The 13771-nt window shown below is 53.3% G+C and carries 12 protein-coding genes; 5 read left to right on the top strand and 7 right to left on the bottom strand.

Going from position 1 to position 13771, the window contains the following annotated elements:
* Window positions 1–26: 26 nt before the first annotated feature.
* From gudD to syd, 7 genes are all read right to left on the bottom strand, one after another.
* Complete coding sequence (gene gudD / locus HV334_RS04960) at window positions 27–1367, bottom strand: glucarate dehydratase (protein ID WP_103284169.1); 1341 nt, start codon at window positions 1365–1367, stop codon at window positions 27–29.
* Window positions 1368–1387: 20 nt separating this feature from the next.
* Entirely contained in the window at window positions 1388–2728 is a 1341-nt protein-coding gene (locus HV334_RS04955; RefSeq protein ID WP_029139643.1) for an enolase C-terminal domain-like protein, read from the bottom strand.
* A 2-nt stretch (window positions 2729–2730) separates the two neighbouring features.
* Window positions 2731–4083 (bottom strand): galactarate/glucarate/glycerate transporter GudP, encoded by a 1353-nt coding sequence (gudP, locus tag HV334_RS04950; RefSeq protein ID WP_016154241.1) that lies wholly within the window; start codon window positions 4081–4083, stop codon window positions 2731–2733.
* Window positions 4084–4448: 365 nt separating this feature from the next.
* The gene (locus tag HV334_RS04945) at window positions 4449–4898 is read right to left on the bottom strand and encodes a flavodoxin (RefSeq protein WP_047499385.1); all 450 of its coding nucleotides are present in this window, start codon (window positions 4896–4898) and stop codon (window positions 4449–4451) included.
* A gap of 19 nt (window positions 4899–4917) precedes the next feature.
* The gene (truC, locus tag HV334_RS04940) at window positions 4918–5700 is read right to left on the bottom strand and encodes a tRNA pseudouridine(65) synthase TruC (RefSeq protein ID WP_003825671.1); all 783 of its coding nucleotides are present in this window, start codon (window positions 5698–5700) and stop codon (window positions 4918–4920) included.
* A complete protein-coding gene (locus tag HV334_RS04935; protein WP_181221238.1) occupies window positions 5700–6029 on the bottom strand; it encodes a YqcC family protein in 330 nt (109 codons plus the stop codon). The genes truC and HV334_RS04935 overlap by 1 nt, the downstream gene beginning before the upstream one ends.
* Before the next feature lie 631 nt (window positions 6030–6660).
* Window positions 6661–7206 carry a SecY-interacting protein gene (gene syd / locus HV334_RS04930; protein ID WP_181221237.1) on the bottom strand — a complete coding sequence of 182 codons (546 nt, stop codon included), beginning with the start codon at window positions 7204–7206 and terminating at the stop codon, window positions 6661–6663.
* A gap of 68 nt (window positions 7207–7274) precedes the next feature.
* On the opposite strand from syd, the gene queF reads away from it, so the two are divergent.
* From queF to xni, 5 genes are all read left to right on the top strand, one after another.
* Window positions 7275–8123, top strand: a complete 849-nt coding sequence (gene queF / locus HV334_RS04925; RefSeq protein ID WP_016154246.1) for an NADPH-dependent 7-cyano-7-deazaguanine reductase QueF — start codon at window positions 7275–7277, stop codon at window positions 8121–8123.
* Window positions 8124–8236: 113 nt separating this feature from the next.
* Window positions 8237–9601 (top strand): nucleotide 5'-monophosphate nucleosidase PpnN, encoded by a 1365-nt coding sequence (gene ppnN, locus HV334_RS04920; RefSeq protein ID WP_003840366.1) that lies wholly within the window; start codon window positions 8237–8239, stop codon window positions 9599–9601.
* A gap of 562 nt (window positions 9602–10163) precedes the next feature.
* Complete coding sequence (locus HV334_RS04915; RefSeq protein ID WP_016154247.1) at window positions 10164–11453, top strand: HAAAP family serine/threonine permease; 1290 nt, start codon at window positions 10164–10166, stop codon at window positions 11451–11453.
* Between the two features lie 53 nt (window positions 11454–11506).
* Window positions 11507–12874, top strand: a complete 1368-nt coding sequence (locus HV334_RS04910; RefSeq protein ID WP_016154248.1) for an L-serine ammonia-lyase — start codon at window positions 11507–11509, stop codon at window positions 12872–12874.
* Between the two features lie 137 nt (window positions 12875–13011).
* The gene (gene xni, locus HV334_RS04905; protein WP_181221236.1) at window positions 13012–13767 is read left to right on the top strand and encodes a flap endonuclease Xni; all 756 of its coding nucleotides are present in this window, start codon (window positions 13012–13014) and stop codon (window positions 13765–13767) included.
* Window positions 13768–13771: the final 4 nt, after the last annotated feature.

Raw genomic sequence — 13771 nt, 5'->3', positions numbered from 1 at the left:
CCTTTGTGGGAGCGGTCCCAGTTCGCTTAGCGTACCATGCACGGACGCTTATTATCAAACGTCCAGTTCGGGATCAGATACTGCATTCCCATGGCATCATCGCGCGCTCCCAGTCCATGTTGCTGATACAGCTCATGAGCTTTCATAACCTGATCCATATCCAGCTCCACGCCCAGACCCGGCTTCGCCGGTACCTGCACCATGCCGCCTTTGATTTCAAACGGCTCTTTGGTCAGGCGTTGATTGCCTTCCTGCCAGATCCAGTGGGTATCGATAGCGGTAATTTTGCCCGGCGCCGCCGCCGCAACATGAGTAAACATCGCCAGCGAAATATCAAAGTGGTTGTTAGAGTGCGAGCCCCAGGTCAGCCCAAACTCATGACACATCTGCGCAACGCGGACAGAACCCTGCATAGTCCAGAAGTGCGGATCCGCCAGCGGGATATCCACGGACTGCAACGACAGCGTATGTCCCATCTGACGCCAGTCGGTGGCGATCATGTTGGTGGCGGTCGGCAAACCGGTAGCACGACGGAATTCCGCCATGACTTCACGGCCTGAGAACCCCTGCTCGGCGCCGCACGGATCTTCCGCATAAGCCAGCGATCCTTTCAGGTATTTACCAATTTTAATCGCCTCATTCAGCGACCACGCGCCATTGGGATCGAGCGTGACACGTGCCTGTGGAAAGCGTTTCGCCAGCGCCACAATAGATTCCGCTTCTTCTTCCCCGGCCAACACCCCGCCTTTCAGTTTGAAATCGTTGAAACCATATTTCTCATATGCGGCTTCCGCCAGGCGCACCACTGCATCCGGGGTCATCGCCTCTTCATGACGCAGGCGATACCAGTCGCATTTCTCATCCGGCTGGCTCTGATACGGCAGCGGCGTCGCGTTACGGTTACCGACGAAGAACAGGTAACCCAGCATTTCAACTTCGCTACGCTGCTGACCGTCGCCCAGCAGAGATGCGACGTTAACGCCCAGATGCTGACCCAGCAGATCCAACATGGCCGCTTCGATCCCGGTAACCACATGAATAGTGGTACGTAAATCGAAGGTCTGCAAACCACGGCCACCGGCATCACGCTCGGCAAAGGTATTGCGGACCGCATTCAGTACGTTTTTGTATTCACCTAACGTTTTGCCCACCACCAGCGGAATGGCATCTTCCAGGGTCTGACGAATTTTTTCGCCGCCGGGAATCTCACCCACGCCGGTATGACCGGAGTTATCTTTGATAATCACAATATTACGCGTGAAGAACGGGGCATGTGCGCCGCTCAGATTCATCAGCATGCTGTCATGGCCCGCAACCGGGATCACCTGCATCGCGGTTACGACTGGGGTAGTAAATTGTGCGCTCATAATTAAGTCCTTATTCAAAATTAGTGGCGGCCGAAAACGGGACGTTTACGGTCAAAAGTCCATCCAGGGATCAGATACTGCATCGGGCCTGCGTCATTACGCGCGCCGCCGGGCAGCGCCTTATAGGCTTCATGCGCTTTCTGTACCTGATCCCAGTCCAGTTCCACGCCCAGGCCGGGCGCGTCGGGTACCGCAATTTTTCCGTGTTTAATCTCCAGCGGATTTTTGGTCAGGCGGCAATCGCCCTCCTGCCAGATCCAGTGGGTGTCGATCGCCGTTGGGTTGCCCGGCGCAGCGGCACCGACGTGGGTGAACATCGCCAGGGAAATATCAAAATGATTGTTAGAGTGGCAGCCCCAGGTCAGTCCCCAGTCATCGCATAGCTGTGCCACGCGTACCGCGCCGGAAAGGGTCCAGAAGTGCGGATCGGCCAGTGGAATATCTACCGAGTTGAGCATCACCGCATGGCCCATCTCACGCCAGTTGGTGGCTATCATATTCGTTGCTACCGGCAGACCGGTTGCACGGCGGAACTCGGCCATCACTTCGCGGCCAGAAAAGCCCTGTTCTGCGCCGCACGGATCTTCGGCGTAAGTCAGAACATCGTTCAGCCCTTTACACAAGGAGATAGCTTCATCCAGTAGCCAGGCACCGTTAGGATCGACCGTAATACGCGCATCCGGGAAACATTGTTTCAACGCGCGAGCGGTGTCGATTTCCTGCTCGCCAGGCAGCACACCGCCTTTGAGTTTGAAATCTTTAAAGCCGTAGCGATCCTGCGAAGCCTGAGCCAGACGTACCACCGCCTCACTGTTCATCGCCTGCTGGTGACGCAGGTGATACCACTCATGGTTACCCGGCGTGCTGTCCAGATACGGCAGATCGGTTTTGCTGCGATCTCCCACGTAGAACAGATAGCCGAGCACGGTGACTGCATCGCGCTGCTTGCCTGGCCCTAACAGTTCGCAGACCGGCACGTTCAGCGCCTTGCCCAGCAGGTCGAGCAGTGCGGCTTCCAGCGCGGCCACCGCATTAACCCGCAGTTCAAAGGTCCAGGCACCTTTGCCAAAGGTGTCAAAATCAGCGGCCTGGTTGCCTTTATGCACCTGCTGAACCACCTTATTCAGGCGCGCGACTTCCTGGCCCAACACTTGTGGAATCGCGTCCACCAGCGTCTGATAAATCACTTCGCCGCCCGGCGCTTCACCGACGCCGGTATTTCCGGCGTTATCGGTGAGCACGACGATATTGCGGGTAAAGTATGCGTTATGCGCCCCGCCAATATTGAGCAGCATGCTGTCATGACCGGCCACCGGAATGACCTTCATATCGGTAATAATGGGACTCGATTGTGTTGTCATCATCATTGCCCTGCGACAGGTTTCAGTTCGATACGTTTAATATCACCCACCAGCACCAGATAGCTCACTACAGCTATCAGCGCATGCACCCCGACGTAAATCAACGCACCGTTAAACGAGCCAGTGGTACCTACGATGTAGCCGATAGCAATTGGCGTAACGATACCGGAGATGTTGCCAAACATATTGAACAGACCGCCGCTCAAACCGCTGATCTCTTTTGGCGCAGTATCGGCCATCACCGCCCATCCCAACGCACCGATACCTTTGCCGAAGAAGGCCAGCGCCATAAAGCCGATGATCATCCACTCCACGTTGACGTAGTTACAGAAGACCATCACCATCGACAACAGCATACCCAGTACGATTGGCGTTTTACGGGCGATATTCAGCGAACCGGTACGGCGCATCAGCCAGTCGGAAATAATGCCGCCGAGTACGCCGCCTGCGAATCCGCAAATGGCCGGAACCGAGGCAACAAAACCGGCTTTCAAAATCGACATACCGCGTGCCTGTACCAGATAAACCGGGAACCAGGTGATAAAGAAGTAGGTCAGCGCGTTTATGCAGTATTGGCCGATATAAATACCGATCATCATCCGTGAGCCCAGCAGTTGCTTGATCTGCCCCCACTTCACGCTGAACGGCACTTTGGCTTTGGCTGCCGCCTGATCCATATTGATCAGCGCTCCGCCTTCGGCAATGTAGTCCAGCTCTTTTTGGTTTACGCCCGGATGTTGGTTCGGTTCATGAATCACCTTCAGCCAGATAAAGCTGATAACAATCCCGAGACCGCCCATAAAGAAGAACACATGCGACCAGCCCACTTCGTGGGTCAACCAGCCCATGATTGGCGCGAAGATCACGGTGGCAAAGTACTGCGCCGAGTTAAAAATAGCGACCGCCGTGCCCCTTTCCTGCGCCGGGAACCACGCCGCCACAATACGACTGTTGCCAGGGAAGGATGGCGCTTCGGCTAACCCCACGAGGAAGCGCAGGGTAAACAGCGCAACGATAATGCCGAAGCCGCTGAAGATATCGACGAAGCCCTGCAGCAGGGTAAACATGGACCAGATAAAAATGGACCAGAAGTAAACACGTTTTGAACCGAAGCGGTCGAGCAACCAGCCGCCGGGGATCTGACCGATAACATAGGCCCATGAAAAAGCGGAGAATACATACCCCATCCCTACCGCATCCAGACCAATATCTTTGGCCATCTCCGAGCCGGCGATGGATAAGGTGGCGCGATCGCCGTAGTTGAAGGATGTGACGATAAACAGCATCACCACTATCCAGTAGCGAGCGTTAGTGCGTTTTTCCGCGCTGCTCGCCGCCTGACTTAATGAACTCATTATTGCACTCCTGAATCTTGGCTTTCGCCAGTTCATTCTGTACAGCACCTGTAGGGTGATCAGAATGAGAGGTTAGTGTGTGGCAGTTTTGGTACAGCTCAGGGCCGTTTTATTCTGACTCGCTGCCTTTTCGGGAACTGACGGGAAAAGTATATGAAGGAGTGCCTCTTACCCTCACCGTGCAAAAACACAACATTGCGGGAGGTGAATGAGGTTGTTTATGGCATAAGCCTAAGGGAATGGAAGATGCTTCACGAAATTGGCGTTTGGTGGGCGTTTTGTTGCCGGGTAGCAACGCCTTACCCGGCCTACGATCCAAAAGAGAGTAACAGGCCCTTGCAAACAAAGCGCTGCCGGGCGCAAGGTTATTTAAGCAAGGTTCCCCAGTTTTCTACCCAGGGATTGGATTCGCTTTCCGGTTCAGGATGCTCGCTGGCGTCAATCAGCAGCATTTCCCCAACACGGTGGGCGCTTTGTTCCTGCAACAGTGCATCGAACTGCTTGCCGCCATTGCAGAAATTAACATAGCTACTGTCACCCAGCGCAATTACCCCGTAATGCAGATTTGGCTGGAAACCGAGATTATCTTTGATCCCCTGAAACAGCGGCACGATGCTATCCGGCAGATCGCCCTGTCCGGTCGTTGAGGTCACCACCAGCACATATTTTTCCTGATATGCCTGCCAGTCGCTGAGCTCGGGATCTTCGAACACCGTAGCTTTATGACCCTGCGCCGTCAAAATAGCTTCGGCCTCTTCGGCAACAAGCAACGCGTTTCCGTACATCGTGCCGACAAAAATTCCAATTTCCGCCATAACCGTAATCTCCTGGGACTTAAGAATCTATCTGCTCATCCTGACCTGACAGCCCGCTGAACTCAACCCTTTCATTCTCAGGGAGAAGTCCACGCCAGCCAAACTGTGATAGCGCCTGCATCCAGACATCATCCAGCCCGGCGCGAATAACCAGCGGTTCCCCGGTGAAAGGATGAGTCAGCGCAAGCTGGCTGGCATGAAGCATCAAACGCTGACAGCCAAAGTGCTCAGCGGCGCTGCGGTTTTGCCGCAAATCACCGTGCTTACTGTCGCCGATAATCGGATGGCGTAAGTGCGCCAGATGACGTCTGAGCTGGTGTTTTCGACCGGTTTTAGGATCCAGTTCCACCAATCCGTAACGGGTCGTCGGATAACGCCCGGTCGCTACCGGCATCTCAACCGTCGCCAAACCGCGATAATGGGTGACGGCAGGCTGCGGGCCTTTATCATCACGGGCAAATTTATCGGCGATCTTATCCAGTTCTTCGACCAGCGGGTAATCCAGCACGGCATCATCCATCAGCCAGCCACGCACAATCGCATGATAGCGTTTCTGAATTTGATGATGTTCAAATTGCTGGGACAGCAACCGCCCGGCTTCGCTGGACAGTCCCATCAGCAGTACTCCGGAAGTCGGTCTGTCGAGTCGGTGGGCGGTAAAAACGTGCTGACCAATCTGGTCGCGTACCGTTTGCATCACCACCACTTTCTCATCCCGGTCGAGCCAACTGCGGTGAACCAACCAGCCCGAAGGTTTGTTAACTGCGACCAGCCATTCGTCCTGATACAGAATCTCCAGCATCAGGCGTTATCACTTGTAAACAGTGCATCCAATTCCTGCAATACCGTCAGGAGAATTTCGCGTTGCGGGTGATCGGCTGCCAACGCCATTTCGTAATACGGTGCGACGGCAAAAGCCTGCGGAAGCGGCTGAGCGTTATCAATCAGCGTATGCATGCGGGGAATCAATACCCATTGCAGCCACTCAACCGGCTCCATGGTATCCATACAAAAAGGCTGCGTGCTGGTAAACAGATGCTCTGCAGGCTCATCCAACCGCCAGTGATTATGTTCACGCAGTAGCGCTTCAAGCGCGTGTAACTGCTGGCGCACACGGTCATGAGTCGTCATGAAATTAACCTCAATGATGAAAAATCTGGCGCGAAGAATAGCACTAGTGAAGGGAAATAAAAAAAGGGAGCACTGTAAAAACAGTGCTCCCGGTTCGTTTCGCAGCGTTCCAGCTACTTTTAGTGCTCCCTGCTCATCCGTGACAACTTTTCCTGTGGTCTTGCGACCTTGTTCATCCTGAACTCGTGCATCCTGCTCACATCACCCCGATGTGAAAACTTCATCCTGAAGTGTCCTGGCCATCCTGACCCGCCGAACATCCTGACCGGCTCTCATTCTCCATCCTGGAGGTGTCCCTTAACGCATCCAGCGCTTTCCGCTTCGCTTCATCCTGAAGCCTGTCCTTGTAACACCGTCCTGGTGTGTCCTGCCGAAGAGCCATCATCCTGATGTTCTCTTCGTTGTGCGACTCCTTGTCGACAGATATAGAATCGCCTGTTTCGCCTTGTCTTACAAGATGCTTACAGACACTCCCTTAAGATTATTTTCGTATAAAAGCTGACAATAAAACATTAACTTTATGAATAATAAGGAATAATTATTTTATCCGTTCATTAAGTCTTTACTTATTACCTGGCAATGTCCTACAGGGTTTGTAAGAGATCTCTCACAAGGTTCAGGGCAATCTAGATTACAGAACTGGCTTAAGCTGAGTGAGAAATTCCGCAAGTGAGTCCGCCAGCACCGTTCGTTTACGGGTTCCCAGCGTTTCTTTGCACACTTCACCGGAGAGATTGCACACCGAAATGACGTCAAGCTCATTGTCCTGGGTGGCAATAAAAAGCGTAGGCGACAGCTTGAGGCGCTTTTGCGTAACCAGGTGACCAATCAGGTTTTCCTGAACGCGCCTGAAGTCGTCTTCGCTCCAGGTTTGCAGCAGTGTTAGCTTTTCATCCGCAAACTGCGCGTGCATGTCCCCGGCAAACTGGGTGGTGTAAAAAGCGTGAACGGCTGGTTGTATCACGATATCAAAGGCGCGTTCAACCGCATTGAGGTTTTTTTCGCCGACAAAAGGCTGAGGTTGCCAGAATACCGCATCGTCTGTGGAAGAAATGATGCACGGAGAAGGTACGCCATACAGCTCATCGCTGAGGGGCCAGCTGTTGTTGTTTTCGTACCATGCGTCGCAATAACGTGTCGTAAAGGCTGTCAACGCCTGCGCTGTCAATTCGTCCACTGATTTCTCTCTTCACAAAAGCCAGGATACACTTGTCGCATAGTGTATCTGGTTTATGACGGTGAAACATGTCCTCTTATGAAAATCATCAGGCGCTTGACGGCCTGACTCTCGGTAAATCAACAGATTACCGTGACAATTACGATGCCAGCCTGCTGCAGGGCGTTCCACGCAGCCTGAACCGCGACCCACTGGATTTACAGGCCGATAATCTGCCTTTTCACGGTGCCGATATCTGGACGCTATATGAACTGTCATGGCTGAATGCCAACGGTTTACCGCAGGTAGCGGTCGGTCATGTAGAACTGGATTACACCAGCGTAAATCTGATCGAATCGAAAAGCTTTAAGCTTTACCTGAACAGTTTTAACCAGACGCGTTTTGATTCCTGGGATGCGGTACGCCAGACGCTGGAAAACGATCTGCGCGCTTGTGCTCAGGGTGATGTCAGCGTAGCGCTGTACCGTCTTGACGAACTGGAAGGACAACCGATAGCCCACTTTAACGGCACCTGTATCGACAATCAGGATATCGTCATCGATAACTACCAGTTCAGCACAGAGTATCTGGAAAATGCCGTTGGCGGTGAAAAAGCGGTGGAAGAGACGCTGGTCAGCCATCTGCTGAAGTCTAACTGCTTGATCACCCACCAGCCGGACTGGGGCTCCATACAGATTCAGTATCGCGGACGAAAAATCGATCGCGAGAAGCTGCTGCGTTATCTGGTCTCCTTCCGTCACCATAATGAGTTTCACGAGCAGTGCGTGGAACGCATTTTCAATGACATTCTGCGCTTCTGCCAGCCGGAGAAACTGAGCGTTTACGCACGCTACACGCGACGTGGCGGCCTGGACATTAACCCATGGCGCACCAACACCGATTTCACCCCAGCAACGGGGCGCCTGGTACGTCAGTAATCTTTTTTCTCAATTTTGCGTGCCGGATTCCGCGCGCAAGGTTGTGAAAGGTCATAAGCCAGGGCTATTGTAATCAACAGGGAATGACGTGTTGCGTCCCATAAGGAGTTTACTTGATTACACATATTAGCCCGCTTGGCTCAATGGACATGTTGTCGCAGCTGGAAGTCGATATGCTTAAACGCACGGCCAGCAGCGACCTGTATCAACTGTTTCGTAACTGTTCGCTTGCCGTTCTGAACTCCGGCAGTTTGACCGACAACAGCAAAGAGCTGCTGTCACGCTTTGAAAGTTTCGACATTAACGTGCTGCGCCGCGAACGGGGCGTAAAGCTGGAACTGATCAACCCGCCTGAAGATGCGTTTGTTGATGGACGCATTATTCGCGCACTGCAGGCCAACCTGTTTGCTGTGCTGCGCGACATTCTGTTCGTCAATGGCCAGATCCATAACGCCGGTCGCTTTCAGCATCTGGATCTCGAAAGCTCGGTGCATATTACCAACCTGGTATTCTCTATCCTGCGCAATGCCCGGGCGCTACACGTGGGTGAAGCGCCGAACATGGTCGTCTGCTGGGGGGGTCACTCAATCAACGAAAATGAGTACCTGTACGCCCGTCGCGTTGGTACCCAGTTGGGCCTGCGCGAACTGAACATCTGTACCGGCTGTGGTCCGGGGGCGATGGAAGCGCCAATGAAAGGCGCTGCGGTCGGTCACGCCCAGCAACGATACAAAGACAGCCGCTTTATCGGTATGACCGAACCGTCAATCATTGCCGCTGAGCCGCCTAACCCGCTGGTTAACGAACTGATCATCATGCCGGACATTGAAAAACGTCTGGAAGCATTCGTGCGTATCGCCCACGGTATAATCATCTTCCCAGGCGGCGTAGGGACAGCAGAAGAACTGCTGTATCTGCTGGGGATCCTGATGAACCCGGCCAACAAAGATCAGGTTTTACCGCTGATCCTGACTGGACCAAAAGAGAGCGCCGATTACTTCCGCGTGCTGGACGAATTTATCGTGCACACGCTGGGGGAAGATGCGCGTCGCCACTATCGCATTATCATAGACGATGCAGCAGAAGTGGCTCGTCTGATGAAAAAAGCGATGCCGCTGGTGAAAGAGAACCGCCGTGACACCGGTGATGCCTACAGCTTTAACTGGTCGATTCGTATCGCGCCTGATTTGCAGATGCCGTTCGAGCCGTCCCATGAAAACATGGCTAACCTGAAGCTGTACCCGGACCAACCTGTGGAAGTACTGGCGGCAGACCTGCGCCGTGCGTTCTCGGGGATTGTAGCCGGTAACGTGAAGGAAGTCGGGATCCGCGCCATTGAAGAGTTTGGACCGTACAAAATCCACGGTGACCGCGAAATGATGCGCCGCATGGACGATCTCCTGCAGGGCTTTGTTGCACAGCATCGTATGAAGTTACCAGGCTCCGCGTATATCCCTTGCTACGAGATTTGCGCCTAACCTCCAACAGCCGCCAGCAGACGCTATCGCGGTGACAGTTTTGTCCATATCAAAGCCGGGTTTGGCGCATCAGCCTCCCGGCTTTTTTTAGTGATACCAGTCACATAGCTCAGACGATCATATAAATACCGATGATGTTTCATTAAAAATAGCGCGCTACGCAAACGATTACCTTTAAAACCCAACCGTGATTTATCTTAGGAAATTATTATTAGTCGCCAAAATCCTCTAAAAACAACAGTTTTTACAGCGTAACGCTCGTATCTTCGCGCCTTCGCTTTCATGATATATGTCGTTAATGTTAGCCTTCGCGCCCGTAAATTCGCTTTGACTATTTTTTAACAGATTAATGGTCCAAATTTATCCACATAAAAGGTGGATTATTGCATTTGGGATCGCGATCACTGATACATTCATTACTAAAATGTATCTTTCCGCCCGCAAATTATTACGGCGAAAAATTATATAAAAAATCGCTCAACGAATTTCGATTTACAGTCGGGTATTTTCTCATTGGATTGATCCCAAACCCGACTTTTTAAGCTTCCTCCAGGAGAAATAGATGGAAAACACTCAAACCAGCACTATCGTTACGGGCCAGACCCGCAGCGCATGGCGCAAGACAGATACCATGTGGATGCTGGGCCTTTACGGCACGGCGATTGGCGCGGGTGTATTGTTCCTGCCGATTAACGCAGGCGTAGGCGGTATGATTCCGCTGATCATCATGGCGATCCTTGCTTTCCCAATGACCTTCTTTGCACACCGCGGCCTGACTCGCTTCGTGCTGTCCGGTAAAAATCCGGGTGAAGACATTACTGAAGTTGTAGAAGAACACTTTGGTGTAGGCGCAGGTAAACTGATTACCCTGCTCTACTTCTTCGCTATCTACCCAATTCTGTTGGTCTACAGCGTAGCAATCACCAACACCGTCGAAAGCTTCCTGACCCACCAGTTGGCAATTACGCCGCCGCCGCGCGCAATCCTGTCTCTGATCCTGATTGTCGGCATGATGACCATCGTGCGTTTCGGTGAGCAGATGATCGTGAAGGCGATGAGCATCCTGGTATTCCCGTTTGTTGCCGCCCTGATGCTGCTGGCGCTGTACCTGATCCCTCAGTGGAGCGGTGCAGTTCTGGAAACCCTGTCCTTTGACTCTGCAGCAACCACCGGCAACGGACTGCTGTTGACCCTGTGGCTGGCAATTCCGGTAATGGTATTCTCCTTCAACCACTCACCAATCATCTCCTCCTTCGCCGTGGCGAAGCGTGAAGAATACGGTGATGAAGCTGAGAAGAAATGCTCTAAGATTCTGGCATTCGCTCACATCATGATGGTGCTGACCGTTATGTTCTTCGTCTTCAGCTGCGTATTTAGCCTGACCCCAGCGGATCTGGCCGCAGCGAAAGAGCAGAACATCTCTATCCTGTCTTACCTGGCAAACCACTTTAACGCGCCGATCATTGCCTGGATGGCACCGATCATCGCGATTATCGCTATCACCAAATCCTTCCTCGGCCACTACCTGGGCGCACGTGAAGGTTTCAACGGTATGGTAATTAAGTCTCTGCGCGGCAAAGGCAAAACCATCGAAATCAACAAACTGAACAAAATCACTGCGCTGTTCATGCTGGTAACCACCTGGATTGTGGCGACGCTGAACCCAAGTATCCTCGGTATGATTGAAACCCTGGGTGGCCCTATCATCGCGATGATTCTGTTCCTGATGCCGATGTATGCAATTCAGAAAGTACCGGCAATGCGTAAATACAGCGGCCATATCAGCAACGTCTTCGTTGTGATTATGGGCCTGATCGCTATCTCCGCTATTTTCTACTCTCTGTTCAGTTAATTCCCCTGCGCCGCTCCTCGGGGCGGCGCACCTCGATACACAATGGACGCCTCATGATTAGCGTATTCGATATTTTCAAAATCGGCATTGGCCCTTCCAGCTCCCACACTGTTGGCCCGATGAAAGCAGGCAAACAATTCACGGATGACCTGATTGCACGCGGAATTCTCACTGACGTAACCCGCGTAGTGGTTGATGTCTATGGCTCCTTGTCTCTGACGGGGAAAGGTCACCATACCGACATCGCGATTATTATGGGCCTGGCGGGTAATCTGCCGGATACCGTAGACATTGATGCCATCCCGGCCTTTATCCAGGATGTGAATACTCATGGACGTTTGCTGCTGGCGGACGGTCAACATGAGGTCGAGTTCCCGGTCGACAAGTGCATGAATTTCCATGCGGACAATCTGTCCCTGCACGAAAACGGGATGCGTATTACCGCACTGGCGGGCGAAAAAGCCATTTATAGCCAGACTTACTATTCCATTGGCGGTGGGTTCATCGTTGATGAAGAACATTTTGGTTTACCGAACAACTCTCCGGTAAACGTGCCGTATCCGTATAAATCTGCGGCTGATTTGCAACGTCATTGCCAGGAAACCGGCCTGTCGCTTTCCGGTCTGATGATGCAAAACGAACTGGCGCTGCACAGCAAAGAAGAGCTGGAACAACACTTCGCCAACGTCTGGGACGTCATGCGCAGCGGGATTGAGCGCGGCATCACCACCGAAGGTGTATTGCCGGGCAAACTGCGCGTTCCACGTCGCGCGGCGGCGCTGCGTCGTATGCTGGTCAGCAGCGACAAAACCACCACTGATCCGATGGCGGTTGTTGACTGGATCAACATGTTCGCGCTGGCCGTGAACGAAGAAAACGCTGCCGGTGGACGCGTGGTTACGGCGCCAACTAATGGCGCATGCGGGATTGTTCCTGCCGTGCTGGCGTACTACGACAAGTTTATCCGCGAAGTGAACGCTAACTCGCTGGCACGCTACATGCTGGTCGCGAGCGCCATTGGTTCACTGTACAAGATGAACGCCTCTATCTCTGGCGCCGAAGTGGGCTGTCAGGGTGAAGTCGGCGTTGCCTGCTCCATGGCTGCGGCCGGTCTGGCTGAACTGCTGGGCGGTAGCCCAATGCAGGTGTGCATCGCGGCGGAAATCGGTATGGAACATAACCTGGGTCTGACCTGCGATCCGGTTGCCGGCCAGGTACAGGTACCGTGCATTGAGCGTAACGCCATTGCTTCGGTTAAAGCAGTGAACGCCGCACGTATGGCGCTGCGCCGTACCAGCGAACCGCGCGTGTGCCTTGATAAAGTCATCGAGACCATGTACGAAACCGGTAAAGACATGAACGCCAAATACCGTGAAACATCTCGCGGCGGTCTGGCGATGAAGATTGTCACCTGCGACTAAGTCCCACCACGTTTCAGGATCTGTAGGCCGGATGAGGCGCTCGCCGCCATCCGGCCTACGGATAACGCTATTTCGCAACACTCGCCTCCCCTCGCCGTGAATGTTACCCTACAAACTTATTTGTTAGGGAGAACACCGTGGCCGTCCACCTGCTCATTGTCGATGCACTGAATCTTATCCGCCGCATTCACGCCGTACAGGGCTCACCCTGCGTAGAGACGTGCCAGCACGCGCTCGATCAGCTGATTGTGCACAGTCAGCCTACGCACGCCGTGGCGGTATTCGATGATGAAGCGCGCAACAGCGGCTGGCGTCACCAACGGTTGCCTGACTACAAAGCCGGTCGCCCCCCGATGCCTGATGAATTGCACCAGGAAATGCCCGCCTTACGCGCCGCTTTTGAACAGCGCGGCGTCTGTTGCTGGGTCTCCAGCGGGAATGAAGCCGATGATTTAGCCGCAACCCTGGCGGTTAAAGTGAGCCAGGCGGGACATCAGGCTACCATCGTCTCAACCGATAAAGGCTATTGTCAGTTGCTCTCCCCGACGCTGCGTATTCGTGACTACTTCCAGAAGCGCTGGCTGGATGCACCGTTTATTGAGAAAGAGTTTGGCGTGCTGCCGCAGCAGTTGCCTGATCACTGGGGACTGGCCGGGATCAGCAGTTCGAAAGTTCCGGGGGTTGCAGGTATTGGTCCCAAAAGCGCCACGCAGCTGCTCGTACAGTTTCAACATCTGGAAGGCATTTACGCGCATCTTGATGAAGTACCGGACAAGTGGCGCAAGAAACTAGAGATGCACCAAGAGATGGCGTTTCTGTGTCGCGATATCGCACGGCTGCAAACGGACTTACATATCGACGGAAACCTGCAGCAATTACGGTTGGTGCGATAGGTCT

It is taken from the genome of Citrobacter sp. RHBSTW-00944 (genome assembly GCF_013615435.1).
GTDB lineage: Bacteria > Pseudomonadota > Gammaproteobacteria > Enterobacterales > Enterobacteriaceae > Citrobacter > Citrobacter braakii.
Note: the sequence above shows the minus strand (reverse complement) of the source record. Positions and strands in the feature narration are given on the sequence as shown.

Excerpts from the sequence above, each read along its gene's own strand:
- gudD (WP_103284169.1), bottom strand. The coding sequence starts at position 1,367 with ATGAGCGCACAATTTACTACCCCAGTCGTAACCGCGATGCAGGTGATC.
- HV334_RS04955 (WP_029139643.1), bottom strand. The coding sequence starts at position 2,728 with ATGACAACACAATCGAGTCCCATTATTACCGATATGAAGGTCATTCCG.
- gudP (WP_016154241.1), bottom strand. The coding sequence starts at position 4,083 with ATGAGTTCATTAAGTCAGGCGGCGAGCAGCGCGGAAAAACGCACTAAC.
- HV334_RS04945 (WP_047499385.1), bottom strand. The coding sequence starts at position 4,898 with ATGGCGGAAATTGGAATTTTTGTCGGCACGATGTACGGAAACGCGTTG.
- truC (WP_003825671.1), bottom strand. The coding sequence starts at position 5,700 with ATGCTGGAGATTCTGTATCAGGACGAATGGCTGGTCGCAGTTAACAAA.
- HV334_RS04935 (WP_181221238.1), bottom strand. The coding sequence starts at position 6,029 with ATGACGACTCATGACCGTGTGCGCCAGCAGTTACACGCGCTTGAAGCG.
- queF (WP_016154246.1), top strand. The coding sequence starts at position 7,275 with ATGTCCTCTTATGAAAATCATCAGGCGCTTGACGGCCTGACTCTCGGT.
- HV334_RS04915 (WP_016154247.1), top strand. The coding sequence starts at position 10,164 with ATGGAAAACACTCAAACCAGCACTATCGTTACGGGCCAGACCCGCAGC.
- HV334_RS04910 (WP_016154248.1), top strand. The coding sequence starts at position 11,507 with ATGATTAGCGTATTCGATATTTTCAAAATCGGCATTGGCCCTTCCAGC.